The organism is Allohahella marinimesophila (genome assembly GCF_039538005.1).
GTDB classification, from domain to species: Bacteria; Pseudomonadota; Gammaproteobacteria; order Pseudomonadales; family Oleiphilaceae; genus Allohahella; species Allohahella marinimesophila.
Genome location: NZ_BAABBO010000001.1, coordinates 989,932 through 1,005,688, shown reverse-complemented (window position 1 = coordinate 1,005,688; position 15,757 = coordinate 989,932). Strand labels below are relative to the sequence as shown.

Below are 15,757 nucleotides of genomic sequence, written 5' to 3'. Positions count from 1 at the left end.
AATAGCCTCTTGCACCTCCAGTGCGGGGGAAAAATACGTCACAGACCTTTGTAGAGTGAGGCCAGCATGCGCTCCAGCCTGTCCTGCCACTGTTCGGAGGATACGACCTGCTCGCGTATGCGCTGGGCCCAGAGCGGAAAGGCCAGCGGCGTGAGACGTCCGGGCGTCTGTAGCTCGACCTGCATATCCTGAAGCTTCAGCAGAACTGACTGCAGGCGTTCGTACTCCATCTGCTCGTGCAGGACCTCTCGAAAGGCCTGCTTGATGAGCTCGTTCTCGGGATCGTACTCCCTGAGCACATCGAAGAGCACGCCAGTCGACATCTGCAGGCCACGATTGGATTTTGCCGCGCCGGGATAACCACCAAACACCAGCCCCGCGATCCGCGCTATATCCCGAAACTGACGCTTGGCAAACTCAGAACTATTGATGCTCGCAAGCAGATCGTCGTCGAGATGCTCGATGCTGAATAGATCCTTCAGGCCCGCCTCATCAAAGGGTAAGGCCCTGGCTGTGAGCAGCTCGATGCCATAATCGTTCACAGTCATCTTGAAGGTAATCGGTGTTTTCTGGGTCAGCCGGTAGCCAATGATGGCGGCCAGACCTTCGTGGACCAGACGCCCGGCGAAGGGATAGAGATAGCAGTGTGTCCCCTCTCGCGTCCGAACCGCCTCGACCAGTAAGCGACCGGGTGCCGGCAAGGCCGAAAGACGTTGTTGCGTGCGCAGCAAAGGCTCCAGCGCCAGAATTTCCCGCGGAAAACTTTCGAGTGCCCTCACTGCCTCGGTGAGGTCGCGAGGGTCAGTGGTCGCGGACTCGAGCGCCTGGCTCACCCGCCCCATCCAGCTGATCACACCATCAGCCAGCTGGGTGGATAGCGGCATCTTGCTGCCCGACCAGCGCGGAATGATCCTGCCTTTCTTTCTGGCCAGCCGAACCTCGGCCACCATGTCCTTCAGCCTGACGAATTCGAGCACCCGTCCCGCGAAGAGAAAACCGTCACCCGGAGCGAGCTTTGCGATAAAGGATTCCTCCACCTGTCCCAGACGTCTGCCCCTGATCAGCTTTACGCTGATTTCCGCATCCGAGGTGATAGTGCCTATCGCCATGCGGTGCCTGAGTGCGATACGTCGCGAGGGCACCGTCCAGGGCTGGGTCGGGTCTTCTCCCGGCGCCACCTTGCTGAACTCGTCATAGTGCTGCAGCGCGTTACCGCCACGACTGATGAAGTCGAGCGCCCACTGCCAGGCTTCGTCGCTGAGGCCGGCAAAGGCGTGAGTACGGCGGACTTCAGCGAGAATGAGATCCGGAATCAGGGCCTTGGACAAGGCCAGTGTGACCAGATGCTGCACCAGCACATCGAGACACAGGCGCAGCGGCGGTCGCTTCTCAATATTGCCGAGTTCCACGGCTTCACGCGCTGCCAGGGCTTCCAGCAACTCAAAGGCATGCGAGGGGACGCAGAGTATGCGACTGGTCGAGCCTGGCTGGTGACCTGATCGGCCAGCGCGCTGCGATAATCTGGCGACGCCTTTAGGGCTGCCGATCTGAATCACCTGCTCGACTGGACTGAAATCGACACCAAGGTCGAGACTCGAAGTACACACCACGCACTTGAAGTAGCCACTGCGCAGACCATCTTCAATCTGCCCACGAACCTTTCTCGACAGCGAGCCATGATGCACTGCCGTAACGGTGAGCCAGTCCAGCCGAGCCTTGATGATGGCTTCATACCAGAGCTCGGCCTGCGAGCGTGTGTTGGTAAACACCAGGGTCGACTGCGCCGCTTCTATTCTGGCCAACACACCGTTTAGCTGCGAAAGACCAAGATGACCGGCCCAGGGGAAACGTTCGATCTGTGCCGGAATGAGCGTGTCGATTTCGACCTTCTTGACGGCATCACCCTCTATCCGCAATGGGGCTCCCCCTTCAGAGGCCGGAAGTCCGTGGCACAGCACCTCCAGCGCCTCGTCGAGATTGCCGAGTGTCGCCGACAGCCCCCAGCGACGCATCTGTGGCGCTAGCGCCTGTAGTCGGGACATTGCCAATTGAAGCTGCACACCACGCTTGCTGCCCAGCAGTTCATGCCATTCATCGACCACGCACACCTGAAGGCTGCTGAACTGCTGCTGGCTGTCTGGATAACTGAGCAGCAAAGACAGACTCTCGGGGGTCGTTACCAGAATCTCCGGGAGTCTGCGTCTGATCTTCTGTCGGTCAGAGGCCGAGGTGTCGGCTGAGCGTTTCATCACCTGCCAGTCTGGCAGCAGATCGGCAACCATCGTGCGGATGGCGTTGGTGGTGTCGGTGGCGAGTGCTCGAAGCGGCGTGACCCAGAGAATCTGAATACGGCCGGCAGTGCCCCCGGATTCTAACGAGCTTGCGAGCGGCCCGAGCAAGGCTGCTACCGTCTTGCCACTACCAGTCGGCGCATGCAGGAGCCCTGAACGACCGGCCGCAAAGGCCTCGGCGGTGTGAAGCTGGAACGGCGCTGGACGCCAGCCGCGAGCACTGAACCACTCCGTGATAGCTGAAGGCAGTTGCATCAATCGCTACTGGCTGGCGGGTCGATGAGTGCGCTGATCGTTTCGAGGGTGTCGATGTCGTCTACGGTCTTGTCTTCCCGCCATCTCGATATTCGTGGGAATCGAACGGCAATCCCTGATTTGTGTCGAGTAGAGCGCGCTATGCCTTCGAAGGCCAGCTCAAATACCTGCAGCGGCTCCACGGAGCGCACCGGGCCGAAACGTTCGATGGTGTGGCGCCTGATCCAGTGGTCGAGGCGACGGATTTCGGCATCGGTCAGACCGGAATAGGCCTTGGCAAAGGGCACCAGGTTTTCCCCGTCCCACACGGCGAAGGTGTAATCCGTGTATAAATTCGAGCGGCGGCCATGACCGGCCTGGGCGTAGAGCATGACGGCGTCGACGGTGTAGGGCTCGATTTTCCACTTCCACCAGCCGCCCCGCACACGCCCTGCTTCGTAAACAGAGTCGAGTCGCTTGAGCATGAGTCCCTCCACGCCTCTCTCGCGGCTTTCCTGCCGTAGCGACTCGAGACCCTGCCAATGTTCCGCTCGAGTATCCTGTTCACTCACATCGACCACCACGGGCGGGAGCGATCGCAGCTGCCTGAAGGCTACATCTGTGCCGTTCTGTGCCTGCAGAATCCTGTCGATATAGCTACGCCGCTCAGTCAGCGGACGCTGACGCAAATCCTCACCTTCGAACTCGAGGCAATCGAAGATGAGACAGACGATGGGAATATCGCGCTGCATTTTCTCCGACACTTTTTTCCGGCCAAGCCGCCTCTGCAGCTGGTTGAAGTCTGACGGACGGCCTTCAAGCCCTGCCAGGCCTGCGCCCTCCTCCGCCTCTACGCCGGGCTCGTCGGACCAGGCCAGTAACTCTGCATCCAGCACGCAATCGTACGCAAGGGCGTCCACCGCGCGTTCAATTTCAGGAAATTGTGCATTGATCATGTCTTCACCGCGCGACCAGATCATCACAGTGCCCTCACGCCGGATCAGCTGAGCGCGGATGCCATCGTACTTCCATTCGGCCAGCCAGTGTGCACGATCTCCCAGGATGTCATGTATGCTTTTCTCACCGGGCTCGAGAGGATAGGCCAGACAGAAGGGATAGGGCTTGGCTGGATCGGCTTCTTCGGTCTGGCTGATGAGGCTTTCGAAGGCCTCCGCGCTCGGCTCCCACTGCCCGGCCAGCCTATGCTGGATGACGGCTGGCGGAAGCTCTGCGATTTTTGCCAGGGCCTTGGCCACCACGCCGCGTGACACGCCCACGCGAAAGCTGCCGCCTGCCATCTTGCACAGCACGAAGCACTGAACAGGCGGTTGAGGCAGCACGTTGGCCACGAACCACTCACGCTTCACTTCGTCAGACTTGTTGACCAGTGCGCGCAGCTCAGCCATCCAGCTGGCCAGGCTTCTGTCCGGCAGCTCGAGCGCTGACACGGGTTCGATACCCGGCGAGGATTTCAACAGAAGCGCCACGGTTTCGGCAATGTCGCCAACATGGCTGTAGCATTCGTCGACGATCCATTCAGGCCAGCCGCAGGGGTCCACCAGTACCTGGCGCAGGAGACGACTCGATACGGCACGACGGGATCGCAGGCCCGAGAGCAGAAAGGCGGCCCAGGCACCGTCCGCCGCGTCACAGCTTCTGAAATAGCGCACTAGCGCATCAATCTTTTCGTTGGTCGAGGTGGTGGTGTCGAGCGCTTCGAAGAGCGCAGTGAAGGCCTTCATTCTTCGTCCGAAAAAGCGGTCGCCAGGGGCTCACAGGCCCGGCCACGCTCGCGAAGATAGCGAACCAGAATATCGGTGTTGCCATGCGTGGGGAATACCGCTGAAGCGCCGCTGCCATCGATAAGCTGCATCAGCTGGGGCCAGTCAGCGTGATCCGAGATGATGAAGCCACGATCGTACCCGCGTCTTCGCCGGTTGCCCCTCACCTGCATCCAGCCGGAACAGAAGCCGACCTCGGGCTTTCTGAAGCGCTTCATCCAGGTCGAGCCACTGGCACTTGGTGGGGCGAGCACCAGCTGTCCCGCCACCACTTCAGCGTCTTTCGCAGCCAGGGTCGGATACATGGCTATTCCGGCAGCTCTATACAGCTCAGTGAGCACCTCCATTGCGCCGTGCTGCAAGACCACAGGTGCCGGCAGCGGCTCGCCACTCGCTTCGGCATAACGGAGCAACTCTGCGAGAATGCGCTGAGCCTTGCCAAAGGCATAGGCGCAAAGCACAGCAGTCTTGCCACGTTCTGCACAATGACGCCACCAGGCCACAATGTCGGCCACTACCGACTCAATGGGTGGCCATCGGTAAATGGGCATGGCGAAGGTCGCTTCGGTAATGAGCTGATCGCACGGCACCAACTCAAAGGCGGCACAGCTCGGATCTGCCTCGATCTTGAAATCACCCGTGATGACAGTGACGCCTTCGGTGTTCTGAATTCTCACCTGCGCCGAACCCAGCACGTGGCCTGCGGAATGCAAGGTCACTACGGGTGCGTCATTCAGCGCGTGATCGACACTGAGTGGCTCGCCATAGTCGAAGCCATGAACATCGATATCGTCACCCAGGCGGTGTCGAAGTATCGGCAGCGAATCGTGGTGGGCGAAATAACGGCCATGGCCCATGCTCGCATGGTCACTATGCGCATGGGTTATGATGGCTCGGGCCACTGGCTTCCATGGGTCGACGTAGGCATCGAGCGCGGAACAATACAGTCCGTTGCCGGTCAGCTCGATAGTGTGAAGTCGTGGGGGCTGGTTTGCAGCGATCATTTCATTGCGTAAGTCATGGACTATACTTCAATCATGGGCCTGGTCGGCGCAGCGTTCTGCACGACTAAGCAATACGCAGACGAATTCAGATTGGACGGTGTTTTGGACAACGACGACGATGACTTCGAGGCTTTACTCGGACAAAACAAGCAGGACCAGGGCGATCATGATGACCTGGATCTTGACGATGAAGACTTTGCAGCGGCGGCCAAAAGCAAGGAGCTGCGGCAACATCAACGTATCAAGGCTTCTTTCAGGGTGGAGGTCGTGCATCCGGACACGGGCGTCATGCAATCGCAGACCCGGGACATTTCCGAATCTGGCGCCTTCATCAAGATCAAGAATGAGTTACTCTCGCACAAGAACGTAATTATTCAGCTGCGGGTGCTTGGCCTGCCAACCGGACCCGGTGAGCTCGTCACCGGCCGGGTCGTCAGGGTTGAAGAGGATGGCCTGGGCGTCCTCTTCGTACAGGTCGATAGCGATGGCGCCGCGAACGACGATTACTGAAGCTGGTATTCGAAGGTCTGCGGGCCTCCTCTAGTAGGCACGCTCCAGTAGCTTGAGCAGATCTTCATAATCTGCTTCCACTGGATTGAAGATGATACTGCCGTCATCCAGCGCCAGCTCGGCAATTCTTGCCAACTGCGAGCGCTCTACCTTGCCAGTCTCTGACAGCGTTCGTGGCAATGAGCATAAGGCATACAGCTCATCTCGAAGCCCTCTGATTTCTGCGATCGCCGCTTCGGGACGTTCGTCCTTTGGCGTGGCCGCGTAGACTTCAGGACCAGCCAGATACAGCAGAAGCTCACCGATGACATCACGTCCCTGCCCTTGCTCAAGGTTGTACTCGAGCGCAAATGGCAAAAAGATGCTCATGCACATGCCGTGCGGCAGGTGAGCGACGGAGCCTGCGGCATGACCGAGGGAATGCACCAGACCGACCATCGAATTCGAGAAGGCTATACCCGCCATGGTGGAGGCTTGCGCCAGCTTCAGGCGCAGCTGCTTGTCTTTCGGTGACTGCAGCGTCGCTACGAGATTTTCGCTGATCAGTTTGATCGCGGCACTGGCGTAGGCATCACTGAGCGGATTCTTGCCGAGGCAAGTGAAGGCCTCGATGGAATGCGTCATGGCGTCCATAGCTGTCGCTGCCGTAATGTGCGGCGGCAGGGTCAGCGTCATACGGGGGTCGATGATCGCTGCGTTTGGCAGCAGGAAGGGCGAGCTGAAGGGCAGCTTCACGCCTTTCGCCAAGTCCGCGATGACGGCCACCGACGTGACCTCCGAGCCAGTGCCCGCTGTGGTCGGGACCACGAAGAACGGCTTCAGGGGATGCTTGAGAATACCGGCGCCCGAAAATTTAGCCAGATTGTCGCTGTCTTCTGACACCAGGATATTGACCGCCTTCGCCGTATCGATGACGGAACCGCCGCCGACGGCCACCAGCGAATCAGCGGCAAGTTTGCGATACTGCGCCACGATGTTGGCTACCGTTTCGACTGATGAGTCCGGCGGCACATCGTCACAGGTGCCGACAAACTCCATTTGCGCACTGTCCATGGCGGCGTGGATGTAAGCGGTCAGACCGGCGCCGACGACGCCCTTGTCAGTAATGAGCAGCGGGCGCTTGCAACCGATCGAAGACAACTCGAAGGCCAGATGCTCCAGCGCCGCCTCACCAGCTATCGTTTTTACAGGACAGAAAAACTCGTAATAACCCTTGTTCTGTGCAGACTTCATGTTGTGTTCCTGTGCTCAGTGCTTGCCGATAGGCAGTGCAGGTGAAAGATCGCTTATGCTGGCTTTGATATGATTGAGCTGGTCGCCAACGAAGGCTGTGGCCGCGCCGGCATACACCTTCAGAGCCAATGGTACTTTGGTGGTGAACGGCAGACGATCCACCCGCTTTACCGCCAGGCGAGCCACCATATCTGGCAGGATGATGCTTTCAAGCCGGTTGAGCACGCGCACCATGCGCACGGCATAGGACACGTCGCCATCGACGATCATACGGTCGTTGGCGAAAGCCTGGCTGGTGCTCTCCTGAAAGGACAGCATGCGAAACGCCAGCTCGATATGCTTGATGCTGATGGTGAGGTCCGGCTCGGCCTGGGCGTTGGCGCCGAGATAGCGAAGGGTGCCATCGCCGTCCTTCATGACCATCAAGGCGGGCTGACCGGTGCCGACTCGCATGCAGAAGATGAAACCCTGTGGCAAGCCGGCCACTTCGCTTTGCACCAGCGCATCCTGCTGGGACAGGGCCTGCAGCGCCCTCCCCACCGTTTCCATCATGATGGTGACGTAAAGTTTCTTGCCGGTAAAAGCGAGGTGTAAGCCCTGTTTGCGCATCGACTGCTTCCGTTATGGCTGGATGATGCGACGAATTAGAGCAAAAACTCTAGAATACTACAAGGGGGATGTTTTTTCGGTGTGTAAGTCCCAGCGCTCGGTGAGATCGGGTCTCAAGTTACTGGTGGAATGGTTTGAGCAATAGCGCGGGCTGGCGGCCTGTTTTTTGAAAGTAACCGGAAGGGCCACTAATTCGCGTGAGACTTCGGCAGGAATAGTGGCTGCACGGCCATCTTTACCATACGTATCAGAATCTCCAGTTGCTGGTGGCGGCTGCCGCGCCCTGGGCCGAGCCCGTTCTATATTTTGAACACAGCGCCAGACAGAGACCTACCCGATGGGTGTTCTTGAAGCAGGCCCATCCTTACCGGATGGACCGTCCCCACCTTCCGCACCTGCCTCTAGACGTCGACGGAGCTCGTCGATCAGGTCCTGATTGGGGCCCTGCCTAGGGGAGAAGTGAGACGTGCTCGACCCTTGGCCGACCCAGGTCGACATCGATTCGGGTTTGCGATTCCGCTCGACGTAGTAGTAAGCCGTGAGCCCAAGCAGTCCCAACAGGAGCCAGAACATAAACCAGCCAGACAATACGAGCGTGAAATAGATCACCGCCAGAACAAGCGCCATTACTACGATGAGCAGCATCCCGAGGATGATTTTCGAAGTCAGTGACCAGGGTCGCAGGTCCTTTGGAGGCTCGACCGCCCCGAACGCGAGATGGCGACCAAAGGCGTTGCCATACAAGGTCATCATGTGCATCGCACCTCTATCTGACGCCCAAAAGCCGGAGAGGATGAGATACGCGAACGGCACCGCCATGAGGGTGGTGGAGAGTGCACCATGAGCGTCGACGAAGGCTTCCCTGACAGTGGTTGGCCTCGGTGAAGTCATCAGGGGATCGAGCGGATTTGAGGGAATATAGCCTTGTCGGCTTGATGCGCCCAGGTTCCAGTTTACGGTCCTGGAAATCGTCTTCTCCGAATCACTGATCTTTCGAGTATCAATGCTCTCAACCACGTGCCTGAATCCAAAGACGGCTGGCGGTACCTTCGGGACGATATCCCCAGCGTTCGAAAATCGATAGGTGCACTCGCCAAGCGTTCGCTCAGACCCGACTCGTTTGTGATCCCGATACTGCCGAGCGAACCCAGGAGACCCGACCCGCGGAGACGCAAATGTAATCACTGCCTCGATGCCGATTTGCGGCGGGCGGGGCGATGCGTTCGACTGGTTGGAGATGGAGATGTGATCGGCAGCTAGCGTCGACAAGGCACCGCCCAGCGAGTGGCCCGTGATCACGAGCGAGTCGAAGGCATCGTGGTTTGCGTGCAACCACCGCATCACCTCGGATTGCAGCCCTACCCTCAAGGCCTTGCGAAACCCAACATGCCGCCCCGGCACAAAGGACAAGTTCATTAGCCAATCTGATCCCTCGTCGGTCCCCCGAATCCCCAACCAGGCTCGCCGATCAAGGACAAACATGTAGGCTTGCTGATAGTGCGAGTCAAAAGACTGAAACCGACTGACACCTTCGGTGTCCAAAAATTGCTTGAAATCGAATTGAACCCAGCCCTTGCTCCGCCATTCGGACACCCCAGTTGGCGCATAAACAAGGCCGGAAAGCCCAGCAGCGAAGGCACAGAGTTCGAACACGTCTTCGGGGGAATCGGTGATATCAGCTGGCGATTTTGGGCGCGCGCCACCAGAATTGAGTACTGGCCGTTCGACCGGAACTTTCTTTTTGAATGTACTGGATGTCTGGATGTCTGGATGATCACCTGATCGGCCCTCAACGAACAGCAGTTCCACCAATATTAACAGAAACTCAAGACGGCTAGAGCGGATAAAGCTCGATCAAATCTATTCTAATGTTGCCGGTTGCCCGAGCCTCCCACCACCAATAGGAGAGCGTGGCTGACAAGGCGAGCATCAGCCTCAAGGCACTCACATGTGAGCCTGTCATCGTTGATGAGACAGCATGGTGATAACGCTCTCGGCTTGTGATATCAGCAGGACAATGCCGATTATCATGAGCAGGCCTGAGAAGAACACCTGATGCTTGCCGCTCTTGCCATACAGGGTCGTCTCGATCACTGACTTCTCAGGGTGATACGGATCATATAAAACGGTGAAGCTCTGCCCTGCTTTGTATTTTGAGAGAAACGTATCGATATCGTGTCTGAGATAGGGCTCATACAATAAGGGCGTTGTCGATGAATAGTGCTTACCCTCAACGGTGTAGGTGAATTCACAATCGAGCAAGTAGGCATTTGCATCGGGATCACGACTTGTTGGAGAGCTGGTGAGGGAGACTCTTTTTCCAATTCGAATCCACTGCCCTGTGGTGGTTGACCACGAGCGCTCTATGCGCTGCCTGAGCTTGAGCTTACGTTGGCTGCTAGCAAAGACGGCTATGCCGATAACCAGCAGCACCACACCGGCGAGTAATGGGCCGTAAAGTTGCATCTTGTCCCTCTGACTAAGCTTCGTAGCGCTCTGCAGAGAAGCCCTTAGCTCCGTCTGCTTCCTGCCAGCTCCCACGAGAAACAGTCCAGCCAGCGTTCGACGTAGTCTGCTAGACTTTTCCAGGACTCATCAAGAGCTTTCACAGACATGCTGTTCGTTCTCGTCTTCATTTTCGTACTGTTGTTGATCTACGGGCCGCATCTCTGGATTCGTCACGTTATGGCCAGGCATGGCGGAACGCTGGATGAGCTGCCTGGCACGGGCGGCGAACTGGCTCGACATCTCATCGAGCGCTTTGGCCTTGGTGATGTCGAGGTGGAGGCTACAGACGCCGGCGATCACTACGATTCAGTGGCCAGGAAGGTACGCCTGTCGCCTGACATCATGAATGGCCGCTCATTGACAGCGGTCGCTGTGGCGGCCCATGAGGTCGGACACGCCATCCAGTACCACCGGCAGGAACGGATCACCCACCTGCGCCAGCACTATTCCCCGCTCGCCATGACGATTCAGAAGATTGCGATTGGCATCCTCATCGCTGCACCACTCCTCGCTGCCATTTTTCACTTACCGCAGATTGCCCTGGTCACAGTTCTGGCCGGCGTGCTGGCCATGCTCGCGTCTGTATTGATTCAGATGATCATCCTGCCGATGGAATGGGACGCGAGTTTCAACAAGGCGCTCCCTATTCTGATGGAAGGCGAATATCTCGCGCCGGATCAGTATCCCGCTGCCAAAAGCGTGCTCCGAGCCGCCGCACTGACCTATGTCGCCGCTGCCCTGGTGGACATGCTGCGCTTTGGTCGATGGCTGGCAATATTGAGAGCTGCTATTCGCTAAGACGGCAGCCCCCGGACAGAGTAAACTTCCGCCGAAACAGGGCCGTACCCTTGAGGACATGAATCGGCAAAGGGATGCTCCACCTCAATGACGGCACTGAATCTTCGCGCTTTGAAACACGCCATCGATAACAGGCATCTGTTGCAACTCCACTATCACGGCGGCAATCGTCTCGTCGAGCCACAGGTGCTGGGCGTCCATAATGGTCGTCATCAGCTGCTGTCCTATCAGGTGGCGGGCTTCAGCGAGTCCGGGGAAGTGCCCGGCTGGCGCCGCTTCGACCTTATTGAAGCGAGTGAGCTTACTGTCCTCCCAGTTACCTTCGACGGTCCACGCGAGACCATATCTGGCGAACTGCATGGCTGGGACGAAATACTGGCTGTGGTGCACTAAAGCGTGATACGTGCCCGCTGCGCCTGAACCCCGACTGCACTACAATTCATGTTCGGGTAGATTGACCCGACATAGCGAGTGTTAATGCAGGTGGGGCCGCAGGTATGGTGTATGTAATAGCAGTCTTCGTTTGCGCAGTGCTCATCGCGTCAGTGCTCGACACTCCTGGTGGCCTCATAGTGGGTGCGCTGCTCGGCGGGCTCGTGGCCTCGGTCATCGACTTCAAGGCACGTCTGAAGCGTCAGGCTCTTGCCTTGCAGACACTGGCGAAAGATCTGGCGGACACTCGAGCTGAGCTGCTTGCCGCTTTGGACTCTGCGCACGAGCGTGTAGATCGGACCCCAGAAGCCCCCATGAAGGATGCTGATTCTTTGGCTTCCGAAGTCGCAGAAGCTGCGCCGCCTCATGAAGCCACTCCAGTACCGCCGGTACCCCTTGCCTCGCCAACATCGCAATCCAGCTTCGCGCCTGCTGCGAAAGCGCGCCTTCGTCCCAACTCAAGCAGGTCACCCTGGCCGGAGCTGTTGGCTAAAAAGATCTGGCAATGGATAGTCGCCTATTTCACCGGTGGCAATATCCTGGTGAGAGTGGGCGTGCTGATTCTCTTCTTCGGCATCGGCTTCCTGCTCAAATTCGCCGCCGAAAATGTGGTGGTCCGTCTCGAGTGGCGCTATGTGGGCATAGTCGCTGCAGTGGCTGTCATGCTGGGCATCGCCTGGCGACTTCGCAAGGCAAGGCCGGGGTACGCGCTCATCATGCAGGGCGGCGCGCTTGGTGTGCTGTACCTGAGTATCTTTTCTGCCTATCACCTGCACCAGTTATTAGCCCCGACCCTTGCCTTTACGCTGCTGCTGGGCGTGGTCGTGTTGACAGTTGCGCTGGCGCTGCTGCAGAACTCGGTATGGCTGGCGGCTGCTGCAGTCACTGGTGGCTTTCTGGCGCCAATTCTCGCGTCATCAGGTGAAGGGGCTCATGTCGGGTTGTTTTCCTATTACCTGATCTTGAACGTCGGTATAGCAGTTATCGCGCTCTATCGCAGTTGGCGCCTGCTCAACTGGCTGGGATTTGTCTTCACCTTCGGTATCGGTGCGCTCTGGGGTGCCCGGTTTTACCAGTCTGATTATTTCACAACGACTGAACCCTTCCTCGTCGCCTTCTTTCTGCTGTACACACTCATTGCGCTGCTGTTTGCGCTGAAGCAGCCACCAAATCTGAGGGGCTTGGTCGACGGCACTTTGGTGCTTGGCACTCCCATCGCGTTCATGGCTGTGCAGTCTCAACTAGCGAACAATCAGGTGCCCAATCTCATCGCGTTCTCCAGCACTGCCCTTGGCTTGCTCTACCTTGGGCTGAGCTGGTTTGTTCGCCATCGGGCGCCGCTGGGTCTGCTGCGGGAGGCTTATATGGTGTTGGCCACCGCCTTTCTGACACTGGCCATCCCGCTGGCTTTCGACGGTAGAGTGACTTCGGCGGTGTGGGCGGCTGAAGGCGCTGCGCTCATCTGGGTCGGGCTGCGGCAGTCTCACATCCTGCCTCGTTTGAGCGGGCTCGGTCTGATGCTACTGAGCGGCTACTTCTACTGGGAGGGGGCCGGTTCAGCGACAGCCGGCAGCTTCGTTTTCAATGCAGATTATATTGGCGCCGTCCTGATAGCGGTTGCCGCGGCCGTTGCGGCGATGCTTTATAGGCGGCATGGTGGCAGTGCGAGTAAGCTTGAGCGACTATATGCATTCCCGGCGACGAGCATCTGGTGCTTCGCATGGTGATTCGGCGGAGGACTGATAGAGATCGACCGGTTCTTCCATGGCCTCTCACAGCTTGTACTCATCCAGCTGCTTGTCACTCTGACGGCGGCTGCCGCCTGGCTGGTCGCTCGTCGAAATCGTGAGCGATCGACAGTTGGCCTGGGTCTTTTTTCGGTGGTTGCAGGGCTGATTGCCCTATTCGCACTCCACGACTTCACACAGTCTGAAGGTGTTTTGTTCAACGCGAATATGAGTGCTGCCGCGATACTGGCACTACTCTACCTTTGGCTGGCCATATTCGGCGCGAAGCATTCATTCAGCGAGATCGAAAAATCGATGGGCCCGGCATTGCATACGCTCGTGTGGCTTGCTGTGGGACTGCTTCTAGGCTTCGGGCTGCGTGATATCGAGCAGTCACTTGGCACCGACAGCGTAGCGAGTGCTTTCCTGCTCTACGCTACGCTCATTCTGCTGATCTTTTTCGTGCTCCATAGGCGGACAGGCTGGCAACCGCTTTCGGAGCCCTTGCTGCTGATACTTCCGCTACTCGGCGTCACACTGCTCAGCTATGTTACCCACGACCAGAACCTCTCGAGCCACTATGGCTGGGTCATCTTCCCGATGGCACTCGCTGCGCACTACCTGATGTTGCGCCACCTCGAGCAGGTCGCGCGCTATCCACTGGGGATGCTGCATCTTGCCACCTTTCTTATCGTTACTTTGGCAGTAGGCTGGCAGCTCAGTAAGTGGCTTCAACCGCCGCAAGGCATCTGGGCTACTTCAGCATGGGGCTTTACCCTGGTTTCGGCGTGGGTCATCTCACGACAGCTTCGTAACATGGCGTGGCCTTTCCAGCAGTACTCTGCAGAGCTTGTAACGCTGTTGCCACGCTGTCTGGTGGTAATGCTTTCTGTATGGCTGGTGGCTGCGAACCTGGGCGCGCCCGGTGCGGCTGGGGGGTTGGCATATCTACCGTTGCTGAATCCGCTGGATGTCATCAGTCTGTCGGCCTTGGCGGTCGTAATGGCCGGGGTGTTACGGTATGACCCTACGTTCATCGAAGACAGACGGATTGCCTACGGTCTTCCCGGCGCCATGGCATTCCTCTGGCTGAACGCTGCCTTGCTGCGAACCTATCACTACTGGCTCGATATTCCCTATCGCTTCGAGCCGCTGTTCCGCTCCTTCGCCGTTGAAAGCGGTCTGAGCATTCTCTGGAGCACTATTGGCCTCGTTGCCATGGTCATAGCGACTCGTCGAGGGTGGCGACCGCTGTGGCTCATCGGTAGCGCGTTGATGGTAGCCGTGGTGCTGAAACTCTTTACAGTCGATATGGCCGGGACAGGCACAGTGTCCAGAATCGTCGCCTTCTTGGGTGTTGGTATATTGCTTCTGATCGTTGGCTATTTTGCGCCGGTGCCGCCGAGGCAGATTCATACTGCAGCACCTACGCCGGACCCTGCACCCGGCGCTTAGCCTGGGGTGCGGTACTCGGCACGTTATTAGCTTGCTATGAATGCTTGCTCTGGTCCGAAAGCTGCGGGGCTCATCTGAAAGGTGATTCGTCACCTTCCCCCGCATTGTCCAACGCATATCTGATCTGATCCATCATGAACCCCCGATTCGCCAGAAACCGTGCCTGCTTCTGCCGCGCTTCGTGGCTGTCAGCCGGAGACTTGAATTTCTTGCTCAGCGTTTTCGCAGCGTTCCGAAGCCAGATCTCGTCATCCGGAATCAGGTATTCGTTGATCAGTGCACGATCGATACCCTTCTGCATCAGTTTCGATGCAATCTTCATCGGACCATCCGAGCCCTTGTCCACGGCCATCCGCACATAAGACTGGGTCATGCGCTCGTCTGAAAGGTAATTGCTCTCAAGCAGCTCGCTTAAGCAGCCATCGACGAGATCTTTGTCGGCACAACGACCGGAAAGCTTTGTCAGCATTCGCGCCTGCGAGTACTCGCGGCTGGACAGCAACCACAGCGCATAGGATTTCAGGTCACCCAGGCTTTCGAGGGGCCTGGGTTCCTTGCGTGGCTTCAAGGGGCATCACCTGCAGGCATGGCCTGCTCCAATTGCGTGATCAGCTCGTGATTGAGCGTACGCCTCTCGACAAGGGGGTCATCGCTCGACGGAATACTGCGTATCGCTTCGATATAGTCCGCAGGAAAACTGTGGTATTCGCAGCCCAGCAGCACGAGCCGTTTGTACCAGTGATGCGGGACCAGTGCATCATCCACCGCCTCCGACGAAGCGATATACGTCCAGCAAGGCCCAAATCCGCTGACCTCCACGACGGCTCTGTCGTAGCCTCGTCCAAGCCCTTCGATCAAATCGAGCACTGGCTGATCGTCAGTATCAATGGCATAGACAGCCACGTGAGTATGCTCTGCCACTTCGATGAGGCTGCACTTCGCCGAGCCGTCCAGCCCACGCTTGTGAAAGCGCACACCCATGCCATCGACCAGGCCTGTGCCCACCAGCCTGGCTGTTTCCACGCGTGTGCATAGCCTGTGGGGGTGTAGATTACTGCCATAGGCGGCGTAGAACATGTCTGACATTATTGAGGGCCCTCCAGATGATCGAGTGGTCGTTGATGTACAGGAATAACTACTATCGGCACCACCCGTCGTAATCATTGATGCTGACT

The 15,757-nt window shown here is 57.9% G+C and carries 14 protein-coding genes; 5 read left to right on the top strand and 9 right to left on the bottom strand.

The features are described from left to right. Positions 1–38 precede the first annotated feature (38 nt). Genes ABD735_RS04535 through ABD735_RS04525 form a run of 3 tightly spaced genes read right to left on the bottom strand, consistent with a single transcriptional unit; the run spans position 39 to position 5,310 of the window. Positions 39–2,546, bottom strand: a complete 2,508-nt coding sequence (locus tag ABD735_RS04535; protein ID WP_344803696.1) for a ligase-associated DNA damage response DEXH box helicase — start codon at positions 2,544–2,546, stop codon at positions 39–41. Then, positions 2,546–4,267, bottom strand: coding sequence for an ATP-dependent DNA ligase (locus ABD735_RS04530; RefSeq protein WP_344803694.1), 1,722 nt, complete (start codon positions 4,265–4,267; stop codon positions 2,546–2,548). Before ABD735_RS04530 ends, ABD735_RS04535 begins: the two co-directional genes overlap by 1 nt. Continuing rightward, the gene (locus tag ABD735_RS04525) at positions 4,264–5,310 is read right to left on the bottom strand and encodes a ligase-associated DNA damage response exonuclease (protein ID WP_344803692.1); all 1,047 of its coding nucleotides are present in this window, start codon (positions 5,308–5,310) and stop codon (positions 4,264–4,266) included. Before ABD735_RS04525 ends, ABD735_RS04530 begins: the two co-directional genes overlap by 4 nt. Positions 5,311–5,325: 15 nt before the next feature. Between ABD735_RS04525 and ABD735_RS04520 the strand changes: the two genes are divergently transcribed. Beyond that, positions 5,326–5,820: a PilZ domain-containing protein gene (locus tag ABD735_RS04520; protein WP_344803690.1), complete on the top strand. Its 495-nt coding sequence runs from the start codon at positions 5,326–5,328 to the stop codon at positions 5,818–5,820. 30 nt (positions 5,821–5,850) lie between these two features. On the opposite strand, the gene ABD735_RS04515 is transcribed toward ABD735_RS04520, so the two are convergent. From ABD735_RS04515 to ABD735_RS04500, 4 genes are all read right to left on the bottom strand, one after another. Continuing rightward, complete coding sequence (locus tag ABD735_RS04515) at positions 5,851–7,053, bottom strand: iron-containing alcohol dehydrogenase (protein WP_344803688.1); 1,203 nt, start codon at positions 7,051–7,053, stop codon at positions 5,851–5,853. Positions 7,054–7,068: 15 nt separating this feature from the next. Beyond that, a complete protein-coding gene (locus ABD735_RS04510) occupies positions 7,069–7,662 on the bottom strand; it encodes an SCP2 sterol-binding domain-containing protein (RefSeq protein WP_344803686.1) in 594 nt (197 codons plus the stop codon). Between the two features lie 330 nt (positions 7,663–7,992). Continuing rightward, on the bottom strand, positions 7,993–9,144 hold the full coding sequence (locus ABD735_RS04505) for a lipase family protein (RefSeq protein ID WP_344803684.1): 1,152 nt from the start codon (positions 9,142–9,144) through the stop codon (positions 7,993–7,995). Between the two features lie 477 nt (positions 9,145–9,621). Continuing rightward, the gene (locus tag ABD735_RS04500) at positions 9,622–10,128 is read right to left on the bottom strand and encodes a DUF3592 domain-containing protein (protein WP_344803682.1); all 507 of its coding nucleotides are present in this window, start codon (positions 10,126–10,128) and stop codon (positions 9,622–9,624) included. Positions 10,129–10,275: 147 nt separating this feature from the next. On the opposite strand from ABD735_RS04500, the gene ABD735_RS04495 reads away from it, so the two are divergent. From ABD735_RS04495 to ABD735_RS04480, 4 genes are all read left to right on the top strand, one after another. Further along, positions 10,276–10,968 carry a zinc metallopeptidase gene (locus ABD735_RS04495; RefSeq protein ID WP_344803680.1) on the top strand — a complete coding sequence of 231 codons (693 nt, stop codon included), beginning with the start codon at positions 10,276–10,278 and terminating at the stop codon, positions 10,966–10,968. An 87-nt stretch (positions 10,969–11,055) separates the two neighbouring features. After that, positions 11,056–11,361 (top strand): WYL domain-containing protein, encoded by a 306-nt coding sequence (locus ABD735_RS04490; RefSeq protein WP_344803678.1) that lies wholly within the window; start codon positions 11,056–11,058, stop codon positions 11,359–11,361. A gap of 104 nt (positions 11,362–11,465) precedes the next feature. Beyond that, the gene (locus ABD735_RS04485) at positions 11,466–13,127 is read left to right on the top strand and encodes a DUF2339 domain-containing protein (RefSeq protein ID WP_344803676.1); all 1,662 of its coding nucleotides are present in this window, start codon (positions 11,466–11,468) and stop codon (positions 13,125–13,127) included. Between the two features lie 153 nt (positions 13,128–13,280). Further along, positions 13,281–14,582, top strand: coding sequence for a DUF2339 domain-containing protein (locus ABD735_RS04480; protein ID WP_425548564.1), 1,302 nt, complete (start codon positions 13,281–13,283; stop codon positions 14,580–14,582). Between the two features lie 70 nt (positions 14,583–14,652). Here ABD735_RS04480 and ABD735_RS04475 read toward each other — a convergent pair whose 3' ends face one another. Next, positions 14,653–15,150: a regulatory protein RecX gene (locus ABD735_RS04475; RefSeq protein WP_344803674.1), complete on the bottom strand. Its 498-nt coding sequence runs from the start codon at positions 15,148–15,150 to the stop codon at positions 14,653–14,655. Beyond that, positions 15,147–15,668: a gamma-glutamylcyclotransferase family protein gene (locus ABD735_RS04470; protein ID WP_344803672.1), complete on the bottom strand. Its 522-nt coding sequence runs from the start codon at positions 15,666–15,668 to the stop codon at positions 15,147–15,149. Before ABD735_RS04470 ends, ABD735_RS04475 begins: the two co-directional genes overlap by 4 nt. Positions 15,669–15,757 lie beyond the last annotated feature (89 nt).